The organism is Myceligenerans cantabricum, assembly GCF_054777735.1.
In genome coordinates this window covers 549,101-566,667 of the sequence record NZ_BAAHAJ010000004.1, presented here as the reverse complement: position 1 = coordinate 566,667, position 17,567 = coordinate 549,101, and the positions used below count along the sequence as shown (strand labels likewise).

At 70.2% G+C, this 17,567-nt stretch carries 15 protein-coding genes and 1 pseudogene; 13 read left to right on the top strand and 3 right to left on the bottom strand.

Annotation, left to right across the window (positions count from 1 at the left end):
- Both ACYU96_RS04855 and ACYU96_RS04850 read left to right on the top strand, forming a co-directional pair.
- A pseudogene (locus ACYU96_RS04855) lies at positions 1-1,170 on the top strand (hypothetical protein); the annotation flags it as partial.
- A 237-nt stretch (positions 1,171-1,407) separates the two neighbouring features.
- Positions 1,408-2,706, top strand: coding sequence for a copper amine oxidase (locus tag ACYU96_RS04850; RefSeq protein ID WP_460749646.1), 1,299 nt, complete (start codon positions 1,408-1,410; stop codon positions 2,704-2,706).
- A gap of 102 nt (positions 2,707-2,808) precedes the next feature.
- On the opposite strand, the gene ACYU96_RS04845 is transcribed toward ACYU96_RS04850, so the two are convergent.
- Positions 2,809-3,291, bottom strand: coding sequence for a glutathione peroxidase (locus ACYU96_RS04845; RefSeq protein ID WP_460749643.1), 483 nt, complete (start codon positions 3,289-3,291; stop codon positions 2,809-2,811).
- 130 nt (positions 3,292-3,421) lie between these two features.
- On the opposite strand from ACYU96_RS04845, the gene ACYU96_RS04840 reads away from it, so the two are divergent.
- The gene (locus ACYU96_RS04840; RefSeq protein ID WP_460749640.1) at positions 3,422-6,307 is read left to right on the top strand and encodes a glycosyl hydrolase; all 2,886 of its coding nucleotides are present in this window, start codon (positions 3,422-3,424) and stop codon (positions 6,305-6,307) included.
- 43 nt (positions 6,308-6,350) lie between these two features.
- On the opposite strand, the gene ACYU96_RS04835 is transcribed toward ACYU96_RS04840, so the two are convergent.
- On the bottom strand, positions 6,351-7,319 hold the full coding sequence (locus ACYU96_RS04835; protein ID WP_460749637.1) for a pseudouridine synthase: 969 nt from the start codon (positions 7,317-7,319) through the stop codon (positions 6,351-6,353).
- Between the two features lie 286 nt (positions 7,320-7,605).
- Between ACYU96_RS04835 and ACYU96_RS04830 the strand changes: the two genes are divergently transcribed.
- The 10 genes from ACYU96_RS04830 (at position 7,606) to ACYU96_RS04785 (ending at position 16,485) form a co-directional block, all read left to right on the top strand.
- Complete coding sequence (locus tag ACYU96_RS04830) at positions 7,606-8,244, top strand: response regulator transcription factor (RefSeq protein ID WP_460749634.1); 639 nt, start codon at positions 7,606-7,608, stop codon at positions 8,242-8,244.
- Positions 8,245-8,415: 171 nt separating this feature from the next.
- Positions 8,416-9,717: a hypothetical protein gene (locus ACYU96_RS04825; protein WP_460749631.1), complete on the top strand. Its 1,302-nt coding sequence runs from the start codon at positions 8,416-8,418 to the stop codon at positions 9,715-9,717.
- 98 nt (positions 9,718-9,815) lie between these two features.
- On the top strand, positions 9,816-10,454 hold the full coding sequence (locus tag ACYU96_RS04820) for a hypothetical protein (protein ID WP_460749628.1): 639 nt from the start codon (positions 9,816-9,818) through the stop codon (positions 10,452-10,454).
- Between the two features lie 76 nt (positions 10,455-10,530).
- Positions 10,531-10,971, top strand: a complete 441-nt coding sequence (locus ACYU96_RS04815; protein ID WP_460749675.1) for a DUF4143 domain-containing protein — start codon at positions 10,531-10,533, stop codon at positions 10,969-10,971.
- Between the two features lie 83 nt (positions 10,972-11,054).
- Positions 11,055-12,362: an alanine racemase gene (gene alr / locus ACYU96_RS04810; protein ID WP_460749625.1), complete on the top strand. Its 1,308-nt coding sequence runs from the start codon at positions 11,055-11,057 to the stop codon at positions 12,360-12,362.
- Positions 12,359-12,877, top strand: coding sequence for a tRNA (adenosine(37)-N6)-threonylcarbamoyltransferase complex ATPase subunit type 1 TsaE (gene tsaE / locus ACYU96_RS04805; protein WP_460749622.1), 519 nt, complete (start codon positions 12,359-12,361; stop codon positions 12,875-12,877). Before alr ends, tsaE begins: the two co-directional genes overlap by 4 nt.
- A 158-nt stretch (positions 12,878-13,035) precedes the next feature.
- Entirely contained in the window at positions 13,036-14,127 is a 1,092-nt protein-coding gene (locus tag ACYU96_RS04800; protein WP_460749619.1) for a glycoside hydrolase family 5 protein, read from the top strand.
- A 22-nt stretch (positions 14,128-14,149) separates the two neighbouring features.
- Positions 14,150-14,956, top strand: coding sequence for a tRNA (adenosine(37)-N6)-threonylcarbamoyltransferase complex dimerization subunit type 1 TsaB (gene tsaB / locus ACYU96_RS04795; RefSeq protein ID WP_460749616.1), 807 nt, complete (start codon positions 14,150-14,152; stop codon positions 14,954-14,956).
- A gap of 19 nt (positions 14,957-14,975) precedes the next feature.
- Positions 14,976-15,485: a ribosomal protein S18-alanine N-acetyltransferase gene (gene rimI / locus ACYU96_RS04790; protein ID WP_460749614.1), complete on the top strand. Its 510-nt coding sequence runs from the start codon at positions 14,976-14,978 to the stop codon at positions 15,483-15,485.
- Between the two features lie 97 nt (positions 15,486-15,582).
- Positions 15,583-16,485, top strand: coding sequence for a sulfurtransferase (locus ACYU96_RS04785; RefSeq protein ID WP_460749611.1), 903 nt, complete (start codon positions 15,583-15,585; stop codon positions 16,483-16,485).
- 2 nt (positions 16,486-16,487) lie between these two features.
- On the opposite strand, the gene tsaD is transcribed toward ACYU96_RS04785, so the two are convergent.
- Positions 16,488-17,531 carry a tRNA (adenosine(37)-N6)-threonylcarbamoyltransferase complex transferase subunit TsaD gene (gene tsaD, locus ACYU96_RS04780; protein WP_460749608.1) on the bottom strand — a complete coding sequence of 348 codons (1,044 nt, stop codon included), beginning with the start codon at positions 17,529-17,531 and terminating at the stop codon, positions 16,488-16,490.
- Positions 17,532-17,567 lie beyond the last annotated feature (36 nt).

The window sequence follows — 17,567 nt, the reverse complement described above, 5'->3', positions numbered from 1 at the left end:
GTTCCGGAGGATGCTGAGCCGGGTGACTACACGGTGGTCGCCACCGACGACGCGACGGACACCCCGGCGGAGACCCCGCTGACGGTGACGCCGGGTGCGGGTGAGATCGACCCGTCGATCACGGCCGACCCGGTCGAGGTCGCTCCGGGCGACGCCACGGACGTCACAGGCACGGGCTTCACGCCGAACGGCATGATCACCCTGTACCTGATGGACGAGGACGGGAACGTGCTCGGCGAGCCGGAGCCGTTCGAGGCGGACGGTGACGGGATGTTCGTCATGCCGCTGAACGTGCCCGAGGACGCCGAGGACGGCCCGCACACGGTCGTCGCGGTCGACGAGACCACCGGCCTCGAGGCCACCACCATGGTGGAAGTTACCTCGGGTGAGGAAAACCCCTGCTTCGACCCGAGCCTGATGGCCACGACCGAGGTCGTGACGGCAGGCGACGACGTGCTGGTCACCGGTATGGGCTTCGCGGCGGGCACCGACGTCTCGGTGCAGCTCACCGGTCCGGACGGGGAGCCTCTGGGCGACCCGATCATGGTCACGGTGAACGACCAGTGCGGCTTCCAGGTGACCATCACGGTGCCGGAGGACGCGGACCCGGGGCTGCACGAGATCGTCGCCACTCCGGAGGACGGCAGCGACGGCGCTTCGGTGCCGATCGCGGTCTGCGGTCCGGAGGGCGTGGCGCGTGCGCTGGACGCGTGGTTCGAGCACGGCACGGTCGAGCCGGGTGACAGCCAGACGTTCTACGCCTCGGGCTTCGACCCGGGCGAGGTCGTCGTCGGCATGATCTACTCCTCGCCGGTCGCCTTGCAGGGCAAGCCGGCGAACGACGACGGCGTGGTCAGCTGGACCTTCACGGTTCCGGAGGGCTTCACCGCCGGGCCGCACGTGGGCATCGCCACCAGCACGGAGATGGGCGACCACGCCATCGCCACCTTCGACGTGGTGGTGCACGACGGCAACGGCAACGGCAACGGTGGCGACGACTGCGACTGCAACGGCTCCGGCGGGAACGGCGGCTCGCCGTCGGCCGACGGTTCCGACGGCCACCTCGCCGCGACCGGTGCGGATGCCGGGACTCTCGCGGCCTTCTCGTTCCTGCTGCTCGCGGCGGGTGCGGTGCTGATCCGCCGGCGGCAGGTGATGAGCCGCCGATGAGAGAGGCGGGATCACGGACCGCCTAGCGGCCCGGTGACCGCAGGAAGTTGGGCCGGCCCGGTGCGACGCGAGTCGCGCCGGGCCGGCCCATGTTCGAGGATCGGTGAGGCAAGGGGCTCGGAGCAGCGATCTTCAGGGGGTAGCAGGGTGCAGGATCACAGCAGTGCAGGGCGGCGGTGGTGGGGCCGGCAGGGGGCCGTGACGGCGGTGGTGGTCGGTCTGGTAGCGCTTGCCGCCGTGGTCGTCGCTCTTGTGGTGGTGTCCGCGGGGCCCACCACAGGGGGCGAGCAGGCGGCGCGGTCGGCCTCCGGGCCGTCGTCGGGCGCGGTGGACGAGCCGGACTGCGGCGAGAACGAGCCGATCACGGAGACGCTCAGCAGCGGGTCCTCCTGGACGATGTGCTGGCGGGTCGATCCCGACGCCGGGCTGATGCTGGAGGACGTGACGTTCGCCCCGGTCGGGCATGCTCCGATGCAGGTGCTGGCGGCGCTCTCGATCGGGCAGCTCGAGGTGCCCTACGACACCGGCCTGCGGAACACGGAGGACATCACGGCGCAGGGGTTCGGCGGGCGGCAGATGCTGACGCTGAACGAGCGGTCGTGCGGCGGGGAGCGGGTGTCCGCGGACGTGCCCACCCTGGGTGACGGCAGCGTGGGGAGCGTCGAGACGCGCGAGGTGCTCTGCCGCGAGACGGTGGACGGTGGCATCGCCTACCACGCGCAGGACGACGAGGCCGGGACCGAGCCGCTGGTGGAACGGCGGGCCGACCTGCGACTGTCCACGGTGTCGAAGGTGGGCTGGTACGAGTACGTCACGCAGTACACGTTCGGGGCGGACGGGTCGATCACGCCGGAGCTGGGCGCGACCGGCGAGCTGTCGCCCGAGGACTACACCGACGCGGAGCACGGCTGGGCGATCGGGGAGGGCGACCACGACCACGCGGCCAGCCACTCGCACAACGTGGTGTGGAAGGTGCACTGGGCGATCGACGGGCGGGGCGGTCAGGAGGTCGAGCAGTACGACGCCGAGGACACGCGGGAGAAGGGCCCGGAGGCACGCGTGGTCAAGGGGCGCCTCACTCCCGTGCCGCGGGAGGACACCCGGGAGGCGGTCGACCGGCGGTGGTGGCGCGTGGTGAACCCGGACCGCCTGAACGACGACGGCCACCCGGTCAGCTACGAGATCGACCTGGGGGCGTCGTCGTCGTTCACGTTCACGCGGGACGACGGGCACGAGCACGGCGGCTACGACATCGCGTTCACCGAGGCGACGGACTGCGAGCTGTTCGCGACGGCGAACCGGGACGGCCACTGCGGGCGCGGGGTGCCCGACTACGTGGCGGACCGGGAGGAGCTGTCCGACGTCGTCTCGTGGGTGGCCGTGGGCTTCCATCACGTGCCGCGGGACGAGGACCAGAGCCCGATGGAGTCGCACTGGCAGGGCTTCACCATGCTCCCGCGCGACGTCACGGCGACGAGGCCGGACGTGCCGCCGGGGCGCGAGTCCGTGAACGGCAGCCCGTCACCCGCGCAGTAGCGCCTCGACCTGGCATGAGGTCTCCGTCCTGACCACGAACCTGCCGCACCGCCCGAGAGCGGTGTGGCGACCTCGTGCGGACGACGGAAGCCTCGTGCCGGGTCAGCGGGGGAGGTGGGCTTCGATCTCCTCGACGACCTCCGGGGCGTCCGGGACCGTCTGCGGGGCGAAGCGGCGGACCTCGCCACCCGGCAGGACGAGGAACTTCTCGAAGTTCCAGCGCACGCGGCCGGCGTGGCCCTCGGCGTCCGTGGCCTTCTTCAGCTCGGTGTACAGCGGGTGCGTGTTGCGTCCGTTCACCTTGACCCGGTCCACGACGGGGAACGTCACCCCGTAGGTCGTGGAGCAGAACTCGGCGACCTTGTCGTTGCTCCCGAGCTCCTGGAAGAACTGGTTGCTGGGGAACCCGATCACGGTGAACCCGCGCTCCGAGTAGGTCTTCTGCAGCTGCTCGAGCGCGGTGTACTGGGGTGTGAGGCCGCAGCGGGAGGCGACGTTGACCACGAGGACGACGTCGTCGGAGTGGTCGGCGAGCGTGATCTCGCTGCCGTCCATCTGCCGGAAGGGAATGTCGTAGAGGCTCATGCCTCCCATCCTGGCACGTGCGACCGCTGTAACCGATCCTCCGGCCGGCTCTGACTTAATCGGTTCACCTGGGTGCCCGTCGCGGAGGTGTCGGCCAGAGTCCGGGAGAGCCGACACAGGAGGTTCGACGATGAACCGCACCATTCGCCGCTTCGCGGCCGCCGTCGCCGCAGCGGTGGCGCTCGGCGCACCGCACGCCACCGCGGCACCGCCGCCGGACGCCGCCGGCGCCGTGGACGCCGAGGACCCCGCAGCGACCGCCGTCGACCTGGTCGATCCCGCGGCCACGCCCGCCACGCGCAGCCTCTTCGCCTACCTGGGGGACGTCCGCGGCGAGGGGATGCTGTTCGGTCACCAGCACACGACCAGCTACGGGGAGTCCTTCTCCGAGGCCGACGGCGTGGCGTCCGACGTCCTGACCGCGACCGGTGACCATCCGGCAGTCTTCGGGTTCGACACGCTCATCATCGAAGGGCGTGAGGCGCCGGGCCGCCTGGACAACACCCGGGAGGAGAACGCCCTGATCCTGGCGGACTCCATCCGGGAGGCCCACGAGCTCGGCGGCATCAGCACGCTGTCCGTGCACATGGAGAACTTCGTGACGGGCGGCGACTTCTACGACACGTCGGGTGACACCCTGCGGGCCGTGCTGCCCGGTGGCAGCCACCACCAGGACCTGGTGGACTACCTCGACACGATCGCCCTGGCCGCCGACAACGCCGTGGCCGACGACGGGACGCCAATCCCCGTCGTGTTCCGGCCGTGGCACGAGAACGGCGGCTCCTGGTTCTGGTGGGGTGCGGCGTTCGGTACCCCAGGCGAGTACCAGGAGCTGTACCGCTTCACCGTGGAGTACCTCCGCGACGTCAAGGACGTGCACCAGTTCCTCTACGCCTTCTCGCCCGGCGGAGGGTTCGGCGGTGACGCCGAGACCTACCTGCGCACCTACCCGGGTGACGACTTCATCGACCTCCTCGGGATCGACACGTACGACGGCACCGGCGGCTCGGAGGCCGGCCTGACCGCGATCACCCAGGACCTGGGCATGATCGCGAACCTGGCCGACGAGCGCGGCAAGGTCAGCGCCTTCACCGAGTTCGGGCTCACCGGCGGTGTCCAGCCCGACGGCGAGAACGCCAACACCACGTGGTACACGGATCTGCTCGACGCGATCCACGCCGACCCCGACGCCTCCCGCAACGCGTACATGCTCACGTGGGCCAACTTCGGCGGTTCGACCACGCCGTACACGCCCACGGAGGGCGAGCTGCTCCCTGACTTCCAGGCCTATCACGCCGACCCGTACAGCTACTTCGCCGACGACGTCACCGGCGCGTTCGACGTCGAGACGGAGGCGGCGCCCGCGGTGCCCACCGCACACCTGGCCTCGCCGGCACCGGGGTCGCGCGTCGCGACCGCGGCGACGACGTTCCGCGCCTCGGTGCGCGGCCACGACGTCGATGCGGTGTCCGTCACCGTCGAGGGCACGGACACCCAGGTCGACCTCACCCCGCCGCCGGGCACGGGAGAGGACTCGCTCTGGTGGTCCGGGGACTGGGCCGTGCCCGCCGACCTGCTGGACAACTCCACCCGCGCGGTGACCCTGTCGGCCGAGTCGGACGGGTCCACCGTGGTGCTCCAGGAGGCGTCGGTCGTGTTCGGCCCGGCACCGGAGTACGGCCCCGGCGTGATGGACGACTTCGAGGGGTACGGCGACCGCGACGCGCTAGCCGCGCAGTATGTCCGGTACGGCGCCAACGAGCTCGACCTGGTCACGGCCGCCGCCGGCGACGTGGGCGAAGGGGAGCAGGCGGCGCGCCTGTCCTACGACTTCTCCACCCAGACGTACACCGGGTTCGGTCGGCAGGTCGGTGCCGACTGGAGCGGGAGCTGGGCGTTCCAGGCGTGGATCGACCCCGACGCCTCCGCCAACACGCTGGTGCTGCAGATGGTGGCGGGCGGCGTCTCCTACGAGGCATACCCCTCGCTGGAGGGCGACGAGCCCTACCTCGTGACCCTCCCGTTCGCCGACTGGCGTCCCGCCCCGTGGGACGAGGGGAACGTGGACCGGCGCGTCACCCAGGACGACCTCGCCGACGTGAGCCAGTTCAACGTGTACGTGAACGAGGCCGAGGGTGGGGCGGCGGCCGGTGCCGTCGTCGTCGACGACCTGCGGGCGGTCACCGGGACGCCGCCACCGCCGCGCTACTCCGACGTGCCGCGTGACCACCGGCACCACGAGGAGATCGAGTGGTTCGCGGACCTGTACGAGTGGGGCCAGGACGGGCGGTTCCTGCCTCGCGAGGTCGTGTACGGCGAGGAGCTCGCCGAGGTGCTGGAGGCGTACGAGCCCGGCGCCGACGTGTCCGGGATCGGCCACTGGCACCCGCAGCACGCCGTCGCGCGGACCCTGTGGGAGCTCTACGGCTCTCCGGAGACCGACGGGCCGGCCTACCGGGACGTCCCCGAGGAGTCGGCCGCCGCGGTGGCCTGGGCGGTGGAGGCCGGAGTGGTCGAGCCGTACTCCCACGACGTGTTCGGCGCGTGGTTCCCCGTGCAGCGCGAGGACGTCGCGGTCTACCTGTACCGCTACGACCGGCTCCCACCGCCGTTGCGTCCCGAGACCCTGTTCGACTTCGCCGACGGCCCGCAGGGCTGGTACGCGCTGAACGGGAACGGCACGGCCACGGCCTCCGACGGCGTGCTCACCGCGGACCTCGGGGCCGACGGCGACTGGGTCGGTGTCACGGGTGCGTGGGACCTGTCCGGCCGGACGTCGCTGACGTTCGACGCGGTGGCGACGACCGGCTTCGACACCAAGGTCGCGCTCCAGCTCGGCACCGACTGGACCTGGTGCGAGACCGGCTACACGGGCTGGACGTCCGAGCCGGGGACGGTCGCGGTCGACCTCACGAGCCTCTCGGCGGACTGCGCCGCGATGCTCGACGACGTCAAGGCGATCAACGTCTACCTCAACGAGGGCACCCACACCATCGACGACGTCGGCATCGCCTGAGGCCACCCATGGGGCGGCGCGGGTGACCGCGCCGCCCGGACCCTCAGGTGGTGGGCGGCGACTCGCGCAGCCGCAGGCGGGACTCGAAGCGGCGCGGGGCGCCGGTCAGCGGGTCGTCGAACTCGACAGAGCGCGCCAGGAGCTGGAGCGGGCGGGAGAAGTCGTCCGGGGCGTCCGCGCGGAGCACCGGCCAGAACGGGTCGTGCAGCAGCGGCGTGCCGAGGCTCGCCATGTGCAGGCGGAGCTGGTGCGTCTTGCCGGTGCGCGGCTCGAGGCGGTAGTGCCCCAGGCCGCGGGCGTCGTCGCGGGCCACGAGCGTGATCAGCGACTCCGCGTTCGGCTCGCCCGGTACCTCTTGTGCGGGCGCGGTCCCGCGGTGCTTCTCGATCCGGGAGCGAACCGCGACCGTCCTTCCGTCGCCGAGCCGACCGACCAGGCTGCTGTCCGACGACGGCGATGTGAGCCGCGGCAGCGGCGCGACCGCCTCGTAGACCTTCCTGACCCGCCGCTCCTGGAAGAGGAGCTGGTACGCGCCCCGCACCTCGCGGCGGACGGTCAGGACCAGCACGCCGGCGGTGGGCCGGTCGAGGCGGTGCACAGGGCTGAGCTCGGGCAGGTCGAGCGCCGCGCGCAGGCGCACCAGCACGGTGTTCCGGATCCACCGGCCGCGCGGCATCGTCGCGAGGAAGTGCGGCTTGTCGATGACGAGGAGTTCGTCGTCGCGGTGCAGGATCTCCGGCTCGAAGGGGATTCCGGGCTCGTCCGACGGCGGGTCCCGGTACAGGAAGAGGAATCCGCGCGGCTCGTAGGGGGTGCCGGGGGTGATGGGCTCACCGCGCCCGGTGACGACCTCGCCGGCGGTGATCTTCTCGCGCAGGCGTAGGACGTCGTCGGGAAATCGGTCGAGGAGCCACGCGTACGACGTCGGATACCGGGCGACGGTCGCGGCATCGTGCGGAAGGACGAGGCGTGTGGGATTCAGTCCGTCACGCACGGGGAGGGGTGGGCGCACGCGGTCACGGTAACGCGGGCCGGAGGGGCTGTTGGTTGCCGTTGGCAGGACGGTGCGGACGAGCACCGCGGAGATGCCGCCGTGCGGGCCATGACCGCATCCAGCCCTCCCGCCGTGCCTCAGCCCGCCAGCCCGACCGCGTCCTCGCGCTGCTCAGCCCGCCAGATCAACTGTGAAGACGCCCCGGATCTTGCCCGCTGGTTCTGGTCGTTCCGGCACCGATCCTCGCTAGAATCGGCTACAAGTCGGGCAAACTTCTCGGCGGCCTGGTCGGCTAGGAGCGTATGTGTACAAGGTGGTTATTGTGGCCAACGATCCTCGGACGATGCGGTTGGCTCAAAACGAGCTTCGGGCGGTCGACGACGTGTTGATTGCTGGTGTCGCGCTCGATGCGGCCGGTGTCTCAGAGATGCTTCGCGTGACCGAGGCTGATGTCCTGGTAGCCAACACCGCGGTGTGGCCGGAGGTGGCACGTGCGGTGATGGGCCCCAGTTCGACGTTCACCGCAAAGGTGATCGCCTTGAGCGGCGAGCGCGATAGGGAATCGGTCGCCGGACTCGTGGCTTCGGGCGTAGACGTCGTCGTCCAGGTGCCCACCCGGTCCGGAACGTTCGCTCAGGCGATCAGGGCGGTGCTTGCAGACGTGACATTCGTGACGGCTCCGTTGGTAGACGAAGGGCGGCGGCTGGTTGCGAAGCTCAGCGAGCGTGAGCGCGACGTGCTTCGCGCGATTAGTGACGGGATGTCCAACGCCGAGATTGCCGATGAGCTCGTGATCGGCAAGGAGACGGTGAAGTTCCATGTCTCTGCCCTGTTGCGCAAGGCCCGGATCAGGGACCGGCAGATGCTCATCGTCATGGCGCACCGTCTCGGGCTTGTGGGCCGCGGATCCGAGCGCCCATGGCTGCGCTACCACATCAGGTAGGCAAGACCACTCCAATGGGGGGGGGGTTACGGAGGCGCTGCTTTCATAAGGTGGAATCGCAAACCATGAGCCGCACAAACCATGAGCCGCAACTGCGCTTCCTGGCGCCGGCTGCATGGCTTGCACCTGTCAGGGAAAGGTGGAACGTCGATGTCGGCAATGTCAAGCCGTATGGTAGCCAATCTGCGGCGAGGTGCGGCGGCGATGGTGGCAGGGCTGCTCAGCCTCGCCGTTGTTACTGGTGTGATGGTCGGTACGCCCGAAGCGCGTGCCGATGAGGCCAGCATTGAAGCCGAGGAGGGTGTACCTGCAGCGTTTATGATCGACATGCCATTGGCGCTCAGTGCGACCGTCGACGGAACCACCAAGGTTGAGGTGACGGCTTGGCCGTCCCCAGAAGTGGACAAGCAGTTGGAGCTCGATGAAGAGTTTACGCTGCATACTGTGGAAGCATCGACGTCGATCAGCGGCGGCCAGATGGCGGTCCATGTCGATCCGACGACGATCCCCGCGGACTACATCAGCGCGGATGGCATGGTCGACTTCGAGGTCCAAGTGCTCAACCTTGATGCGGGGTGGACTCGATCGACAGCGACAACCTCGCGGGTTGTTGAACAGGCAACCGGACCGACCTGGATCGACCCGTTGTACACAGTTGAGGACCTGTCGGCACTTGGTGCCGAGGTTGTCTCCGCGCCGGTTGCTGACCTGGTGGAAACCGCTGAACTTCCGGACGAGTGCGAAGACTCGGAGACTATTGTCGAAGACTGTGAGCCCGAGATGCCTGCTACGGCGACGGGTCCGTCGGGCCTGGCGGCCGGCGACTGCATCTATTGGGCCTCCGACGGCCGCAGGGTGGCGGACAAGCTGGTGATGGTGCGAACCGGCGCAACGTTCGCCTTGAAGACTGATGACCGTGGCTCCAAAGCCCATATGATCTACCAAGATGGGCGGGAGCACAATACAACATCAGGTATTGGTGTTTCGTTGAACAATTCGAGTTGGTACGCCGAGGGAACCAAGTCGACTTCTGACGACTGGGGAATGATTTTCGGCAAGAGCCAGGGCTACAAGTCCTATCGGATTCAGATGAAGTATGGCAAGTATATGCACAAGTACATCGTGTATCCCAATTGCTCCCCGCTTGGCTCGTACACCAAGTACGGATTCAAGTGGCGCGCGCGCTTCGAGACCGGCGGTGTCGCGGCAGTGAATATTAGCCGACCGAAGGCATTTAGCAATTGTGCGCCAGTGGGCACGGGGGACTGGTTCAGATCGAGTTCTTCGGGGTCGGCGTACGAACATGGTGGTGGTGTCATCATCAAGAGCGCGATCGAGATCAACCTGAAGTCGAAGAGCCAGTACTCCTCGCGAAAGAAGTATGTATACAGCGTGGTGGGACCCAAGCAGATATGTGGCAACAATCGCTCCCCCTCGAAGTCGAGGCTCCAGATGTTGAGGTGGCGCTCGTAGGCAGGGCCAGGTGTGCGCAGGCTGTCGGGCCGAATCCAGATCGGCCCGACAGCCAGTGATTCCGATCTCCGGCTTGTGGCGCAGAAAGTGGTGAGGGCGTGCGACTGTCCCGAGTGTGGATTGTGCCGATCGTTGGCCTGGCTGTTCTGAGCGCTTGCGGCTCGCTCGGCGACGGCGTCGATCGGCATCGAGACGATGAGGTGCACGGCGCGCTGTCGGTCATGCCCGGTTCTGGGGGTGCCACGCTTGAGGTGCCAGGTTACGTCAAGAAGGGCGAGGAATGGGATGGGATCTTTGGGTCACACATCCCATGCCTGAACGATGAGGCTGTTCCCGTGACGATCACGGGGATTCGATGGAAGGTCGATGACGAGACTCGCCCCGTCTCGGTGACCCCGTACTCCCGGGTGTTTGACAGCCGAGAGGCTCCCCCCATTGGGAGTGCACGGGGGAATATGTCCGATCCGGAGTTTCCTGAAGACCTCAAGTCGTTGGAGATGCGCAAGGGTGTTGATGAAATTGAAGTAACAAGACCCTGCGGTGACGACAGCACTCCGTGGAAAAAGGGCATCGAGAATGAAATTCTGTTTGTGATTCGGTCGGGACCGGAGGGCGCCGGTATCAGGAACGTCACCGTCTCCTACACCACGCCGGACGGTAAGAAGCACGAGTCTGTCAGTCACTGGCGGTTCTACCTCTGCGGATCGAACGTCCCGAAGAAGTATGGCTGTGACTGACCTCAGTTCTTCAGGCGGTGGGTGGGTCTGCCTGGCGCCGTGCCGCCGTCGACCATCGGAACCCGCCTGGTAACGACTGGCGGACTTTCTCACCAACTACGTCGCCGATCTGATCAACCGAGATGTTGCGTGCGCGATTCTGGGCATGAACGCGAGTCCGCTACGCAAGATCGGCGCACCGCTCGGCGAACTGCTCGAGGGGTTCGTCGCCATGGAGATCGCACGCCGGCTCACCTGGAGCGAAGCCCGGGCGGAACTGTTCCACTACCGCACCAAGGACGGGTACGAGGCCGACCTGATCCTGGAGAATCCTCTCGGTGAGGTCGTAGCGATCGAGGTCAAGGCGACCGCGACACCGTCGCCCGATCACTTCCGCGGCATCCGGCACCTGCATGAGCGCATCGGCGAGGACCTCGTCGCCGGCTTCGTCCTGCATACCGGGTCACGCACACGCCCGTTCGGGCCAAAGTATCGAGCGATCCCGATCAGTGCGCTCTGGCAGACCGAGGTGTCTTGACCAGGTACGCCGGCCCGCCAGACAGATGAAGGGCCGCCAGGCGTACGATCCGGCGCGGACCGGGAGGTGGAAGAATCGGCCTCGTGAGCACCACCCCGCCCCTCGGCGCCCTGCCCGGGTTCGACCCCGAGTACCCCGCGCGCGCCGTCGTCGACCTGACCGCCGTCCGCGACAACGTGCGGTCGCTGCGCCGTGCCGCCGGAGGGGCCGCCCTCATGTCCGTCGTCAAGGGCGACGCGTACGGGCACGGGCTGCTGCCCGTCGCGCGGGCGGCGCTCGCGGGCGGCGCGACCTGGCTCGGGGCGGCGCAGGTCGGCGAGGCCCTGCGACTGCGGCAGGCCGGGATCACCCCCGCCGAAGCGCGCGTCCTCACCTGGCTGTACGCACCGGGCGCCCCGTTGGAGGAACTGCTGCTCTCGGACATCGACGTCGGCGTCGCCGCACCCTGGGGGCTCGACGCGGCGGCCGACGCCGCCCGCTCCGCCGGGCGTCCCGCACGCGTGCACCTCAAGGTCGACACCGGACTCGGCCGCAACGGCATCACCCCGGACGACCTGCCCGCCGTGCTCCGGCGCGCCACCGAGCTGCGTGGCCTCGTCGAGATCACCGGCGTCATGTCGCACTTCGCCTGCGCCGACGAGCCCGGCCACCCCAGCATCGATGCCCAGACCAAGGCGTTCGAGGACACCGTGTCCGCGGTCGAACGGGCCGGTTTCACGCCCGAGGTGCGGCACCTCGCCAACTCTGCCGCGACCCTCACCCGGCCCGAGACGGCGTGGGACCTCGTGCGCACCGGCATCGCCATGTACGGCCTGTCACCCGTGCCGCAGGTCAGCGTCCCCAGCACCTACGGCCTGCGGCCCGCCATGACCCTGGAGGCGCGGCTCGCCACCGTGAAGCGCGTGCCCGCGGGCAGCGGCGTCTCCTACGGGCTGCACTACACGACCACGCAGGACACCACGCTCGGCGTGATCCCCCTGGGGTACGCGGACGGCATCCCGCGGCACGCCAGCGGCGGTGCGCTCGGGGCCGGCGGCCCGGTCCTCGTGGGCGGGGGAGTCGACGACGTCTCCTCGCCCGACGCCGGTCCCGGTTCCGCACGCGTCGTCCGGGTCGCGGGCCGGGTGTGCATGGACCAGATCATGGTCGACCTCGGCCCGTACGCGACCGAGCGGGCGGGCGACGTCGTCACCCTGTTCGGGCAGGCCGACGGCGTCGAGCACGCGGGCGCCCCCAACGCCGAGGACTGGGCGCAGGCCGCCGGCACCATCAGCTACGAGATCGTCACCCGTGTCGCCGCGCGCGTCCCGCGCGTCTACGTGGGAGCACAGGAGGTGGGCGCGGACCGCACGGACCTCGGTGCGCTCGCCGGAGAGGGAGCATGGTCATGAGCGGCACGACGACGAACGGAACCGTGACGCTGGAGCTGGCCGACGCCGACGCGACGCGCGCGCTCGGCGCGGCGCTCGCGGAGCACCTGAGGGCCGGCGACCTCGTGATCCTCACCGGTGACCTCGGCGCCGGGAAGACGACCCTGACCCAGGGGCTCGGGGCCGCGCTCGGTATCCGCGGGCAGGTGGCGTCACCGACGTTCATCATCGCCCGCGAGCACCCGCCCCTGCCGCGCGAGGACGGCACCCGCGGCCCGACGCTGGTGCACGTGGACGCCTACCGGCTCGGCGGGCTGGAGGAGCTCGACGCGCTGGACCTGGACTCGTCGCTGGACGAGTCCGTCACCGTGGTCGAGTGGGGACGCGGCCTGGCCGAAGCCCTCACGGAGGACCGCCTGGAGATCGACCTCGCCCGGCCGCGCGGCGGAGAACCGGACCCGGACGACCCGGAGTCCGGCGTGCGCCGTGCGACGGTCCGCGGCGTGGGAGAGCGCTGGGCCGGCCTGCGCCTGTAGCCGGGCGTGGTGGCCGCCGTCCTGCTCTCCGTCGGCGGACGGTGTGGTGATCCCGCATATTCACCCGGCCGTGCCCGTTGCTAACGTCTGACGACCGAGAAACAGGCACCGGAGCCGTAGCCCGCCACGGCTCCGGACACGAACCGAGGTGGTCTCACATGGTCTCCCGCCGCAGCTCCATCACCGTCGCCGTCGCCGCGGCCGCGATGCTGACCGTAGGGGTAGCGCTCGTCCCAGGACTGCCGGGCCCCGCGGCGGCAGGTGACTCCGCCGCCGGCCCCGCGTCCGCGGCGGCCGGACCGGCGTCGACGGCGGCCGGCCCGGCCCTCGTCACCCCCGTCGAGGCCAACGGCCGGCTGCACGTGTGCGGCGTCAACCTGTGCAACGAGGACGGGACGCAGGTCCAGCTGCGCGGGATGAGCTCGCACGGCACGCAGTGGTACTCCCGGTGCGTCAACGACGCGTCGCTCGACACGCTCGCGGACGACTGGGGCGCCGACGTCATGCGGATCTCCACCTACGTGCAGGAGGGTGGCTACGAGACCGACCCGGAGGGGTTCACCGACCTGGTGCACACCTACATCGAGGAGCTCACGGCGCGCGGCATGTACGTCGTCGTCGACTGGCACATGCTCGACCCGGGCGACCCGAACGTGAACCTGGAGCGCGCCAGGACGTTCTTCACGGCCGTCGCCGAGCGGCACGCCGACAAGGACAACATCATCTACGAGGTCGCGAACGAGCCCAACGGCGTGTCGTGGCAGGACCTCAAGGGCTACCACGAGCAGATCGTGCCGGTGATCCGCGAGCAGGACCCGGACGCCGTCGTCCTCCTGGGCACGCGCGCCTGGTCCTCGCTGGGCATCTCCGAGGGCTCGGACGAGTCCGAGGTGGTGAACGACCCGGTCGACGCCTCGAACGTGATGTACACCTTCCACTTCTACGCCGCGTCGCACGGCGACGAGTACCTCGACGCGCTCTCCCGCGCCGCGGACCAGATCCCGATGTTCATCACCGAGTTCGGCACGCAGGACTACGCGGGCGAGGGCGCGAACGACTTCGCCATGTCCGAGCGATACCTCGACCTGGCGGCGTCGAAGAAGATCAGCTGGGTGAACTGGAACTTCTCGGACGACCACCGGTCCGGTGCCGTCTTCACCGAGGGGACCTGCTCCGGCGACTCCTACGGCACCGGCAACCTCAAGGAAGCCGGCCTCTGGATCCGTAACCGCATCCGCACCGGGTCGTGACCCGGCCAACTACGCTGGTGCCGTGCCCGTCCTCGCCATCGACACCTCCGCCGCCGTGTCCGTCTCGCTCGTCAGTGAGACCGGTACCCGCCTCGCCGCCCGCTCGTCCGCCGAGCGTCGGCGGCACGCCGAGTCGCTCGCGCCGCTGATCACCCAGGTCATGGACGACGCCGGGGTCGACAGGACGGCGCTGACCGCCGTCGTCGCCGGGACGGGGCCCGCGCCGTTCACCGGGCTGCGGGTCGGGCTGGTCACCGCCCGGACGCTGGCGCTCGCGCTCCGGATTCCCGTGCTGGGCGTGCCCAGCACCGACGCGCTGGCCGCGCAGGCGGTCAGCGACCTCGGGCTGGATCCCGACGACGAGGTGCTGGTCGCGTCGGACGCCCGGCGCAAGGAGGTCTACTGGGCGCGGTACCGCGTCGTCGCGCACGAGGGGCCGCACGGGGTGCCGATCGTCGAGACGGTGGCGGGGCCGGACGTCGGACGCGCGGCGACCGTCGCGGAGGCGCTGCCGGGCGTGCCGGCCGGCCCGACTGGTGCCGCCGCGGAACCCGGCGCGACCACCGGTGCGCCGGGTGCGGGGGGTGTGCCGGGTCCGGCGTCGGCTGCGGGCGCCACCAGGACCGCCGTCGTCGGCGAGGGAGCCGCACTGTACCCCGACGTCCTGCCGCTCGACGACGACGCGCCGCTCCTGCCGGACGCGACCGTGCTGGCGCGCCTCGCGCTCGCGCGGCGCGACGCGGGGGCGGACCTCCCGACCGAGCCGCTCTACCTGCGCCGTCCCGATGTGCAGGAACCCGCCGCGTCAAAGTCTCCCGCGCTCGGCTAGCCCCACCTATCCTGGACATATGGCCGAGTTCCACATCCGCCCGCTCCGCAGCTCCGACTTCGATCGCGTGCTGCAGCTGGAACGCGAACTGTTCGGACGCGGCGCGTGGACCTACGGAATGCTCGCCGACGAGCTCGCCGCGCTCGGTCGCTGGTACGTCGTCGCCACCATCGACGAGCCCGGCTCGATCGGGCCGGACCCGGTGGTCGGGTACGCGGGCCTCTGGTTCGACGGCGACGACGTGCAGGTCATGACCATCGGCGTCGACACGAGAAACCAGCGCAGCGGCGTCGGCCGGCTGCTCCTGGACGCACTGATCGATCGCGCCCGCACGTTGAAGGCCCAGGCCGTGCTGCTCGAGGTGCGCGTGGACAACGAGCCCGCGCTGGCGATGTACGGCCGGTTCGGCTTCGAGGTGCTCGCCCGGCGCAAGCGCTACTACCAGCCCGAGAACAAGGACGCCTACACGATGCGTCTCGACCTGCGGGCGGACGCACGCGACGCGACGAAAGGCGGCAGCGCCGCCTGACGCGAGAACGAGGAGCTTTCTTTCTCGGCAGTGGCCGGCCCGGGGATCCGGACCGGTTGTCGGGAGGCGGCCCGCCACGACCGAAGGGAAATGACACGTGAGGGAACGGGTACTCGTCCGCGCCACGGAGCTGGCTGCGGACCTCCAGGTCACGGCGGGGACGCACCGGGATCCCCAGGTGGGGGTGCCCGTGCTGCTCGACGTGCGCTGGGCACTCGGTATGACCGACGGTGCCGAGCAGTATCGCGCCGGGCATCTTCCCGGGGCGGTCTACGTCGACCTGGAGACCGAGCTGGCCGCGCCCGCCTCGCCCTCCGCCGGGCGGCACCCGCTGCCGTCCGCCTCCGCGTTCCAGGCCGCCGCCCGCCGCTGGGGAGTCCGCGAGGACTCGCGCGTCGTCGTGTACGACGGCGTCGGCGGCACCTCCGCGGCCCGCGCCTGGTGGCTGCTGCGCTACTACGGGTCGGACGACGTGCGCATCCTCGACGGCGGTCTCGACGGCTGGACCGCGGCCGGCTACGCGCTCGAGGTCGGTCGCGTGACCGCCGAGCCGGGGGACCTCGTGGCGCGGCCCGGAGGGATGCCCGTGCTCGACGCCGCCGATGCCGCCGAGCTGGCGGACGGTGACGGCGTCCTGCTGGACGCGCGGGCCGGGGAGCGATACCGCGGCGAGGTCGAACCGGTGGACCCGCAGGCCGGGCACATCCCGGGCGCGGTCTCGGCGCCGACGGTCGAGAACCTCGGTGCGGACGGCCGGTTCCTCGACGGCGCCGGGCTCCGGGAGCGGTTCGCCGACCTGGTTCTTCGCGCCGGCAGCACCGCCGCACCGTACGAGGAGAGACCTGCCTCCGAGCGCGTCGGCGTGTACTGCGGATCCGGCGTCACGGCGTCTCACGAGGTAGCGGCGCTGGCGGCCGTGGGGGTCGAGGCAGCGCTCTACCCGGGTTCGTGGTCCCAGTGGTCCAGCGACCCGTCCCGTGGCGTCGCCACGGGCTCCTGACGTCAGACCGTGATGGTCGTCAGCTGCATGGACGAGTCGACCGGGATGTCGAGGGTGCTCGGGGCCACGCCCGCGCGCACCACGGCCGAGCCGAGAGCCGCGATCATCGCGCCGTTGTCCGTGCAGTAGCGGATCGGCGGGATGCGCAGGTCGATCCCGGCCTCGGCGCACCGCTTCGCGGCCATCTCGCGGAGCTGCGAGTTCGCGGAGAAGCCGCCGCCGACGACGAGCGTGTCGACACCGTGCCGCCGGCAGGCCGCGATCGTCTTGGTGGTGAGCACGTCGGCGACCGCCTCGGCGAACGACGCGCACACGTCCTCGACGGGCACGGCCAGGCCGGCGTCGGTGCGGGCCTCGACCCAGCGGGCGACCGCGGTCTTCAGCCCGGAGAAGCTGAAGTTGCTCGCGTGCCGCTCCTGGTCCTTCGGCGCGGTGAGGCCGCGCGGGAAGCGGATCGCGGTCGGGTCGCCCTCGCGCGCGAGCCGGTCGACGTGCGGGCCACCGGGGTAGGGGAGCCCGAGGAGGCGGCCCACCTTGTCGAAGGCCTCGCCGGCGGCGTCGTCCAGCGTGGCGCCGAGCTCGGTGACGTCCGTGGCGACGTCGTCGACGAGGAGCAGGGAGGAGTGGCCGCCGGAGACGACGAGGGCCATGACCCGGTCGGGGAACTCGCCGTCGACGAGCTGGTCGACGCAGGCGTGGCCGATCACGTGGTTCACCCCGTACAGCGGCTTGTTCAGCCCGATCGACAGCGCCTTGGCGGCGGACGCGCCGATGGTCAGAGGGCCGACCAGCCCGGGACCGGCGGTGACGGCGATGGCGTCGACGTCGCCCAGGTCGACGTCGGCCTCTCCGAGCGCGCGCTCGATGGTGGGGACCATCGCCTCCAGGTGGGCGCGGCTGGCCACCTCGGGGATGATCCCGCCGAAGCGGGCGTGCTCCTCCATGGACGAGGCGACGGCGTCGAACAGCAGGTCGTTCCCGCGGACGAGGGCGACACCGGTCTCGTCGCAGGAGGACTCGATGCCGAGGACAAGGGGGTCGGTCATGGCTCCCAGCGTAGTTCGCGCGCCTGTCCGGCGTCG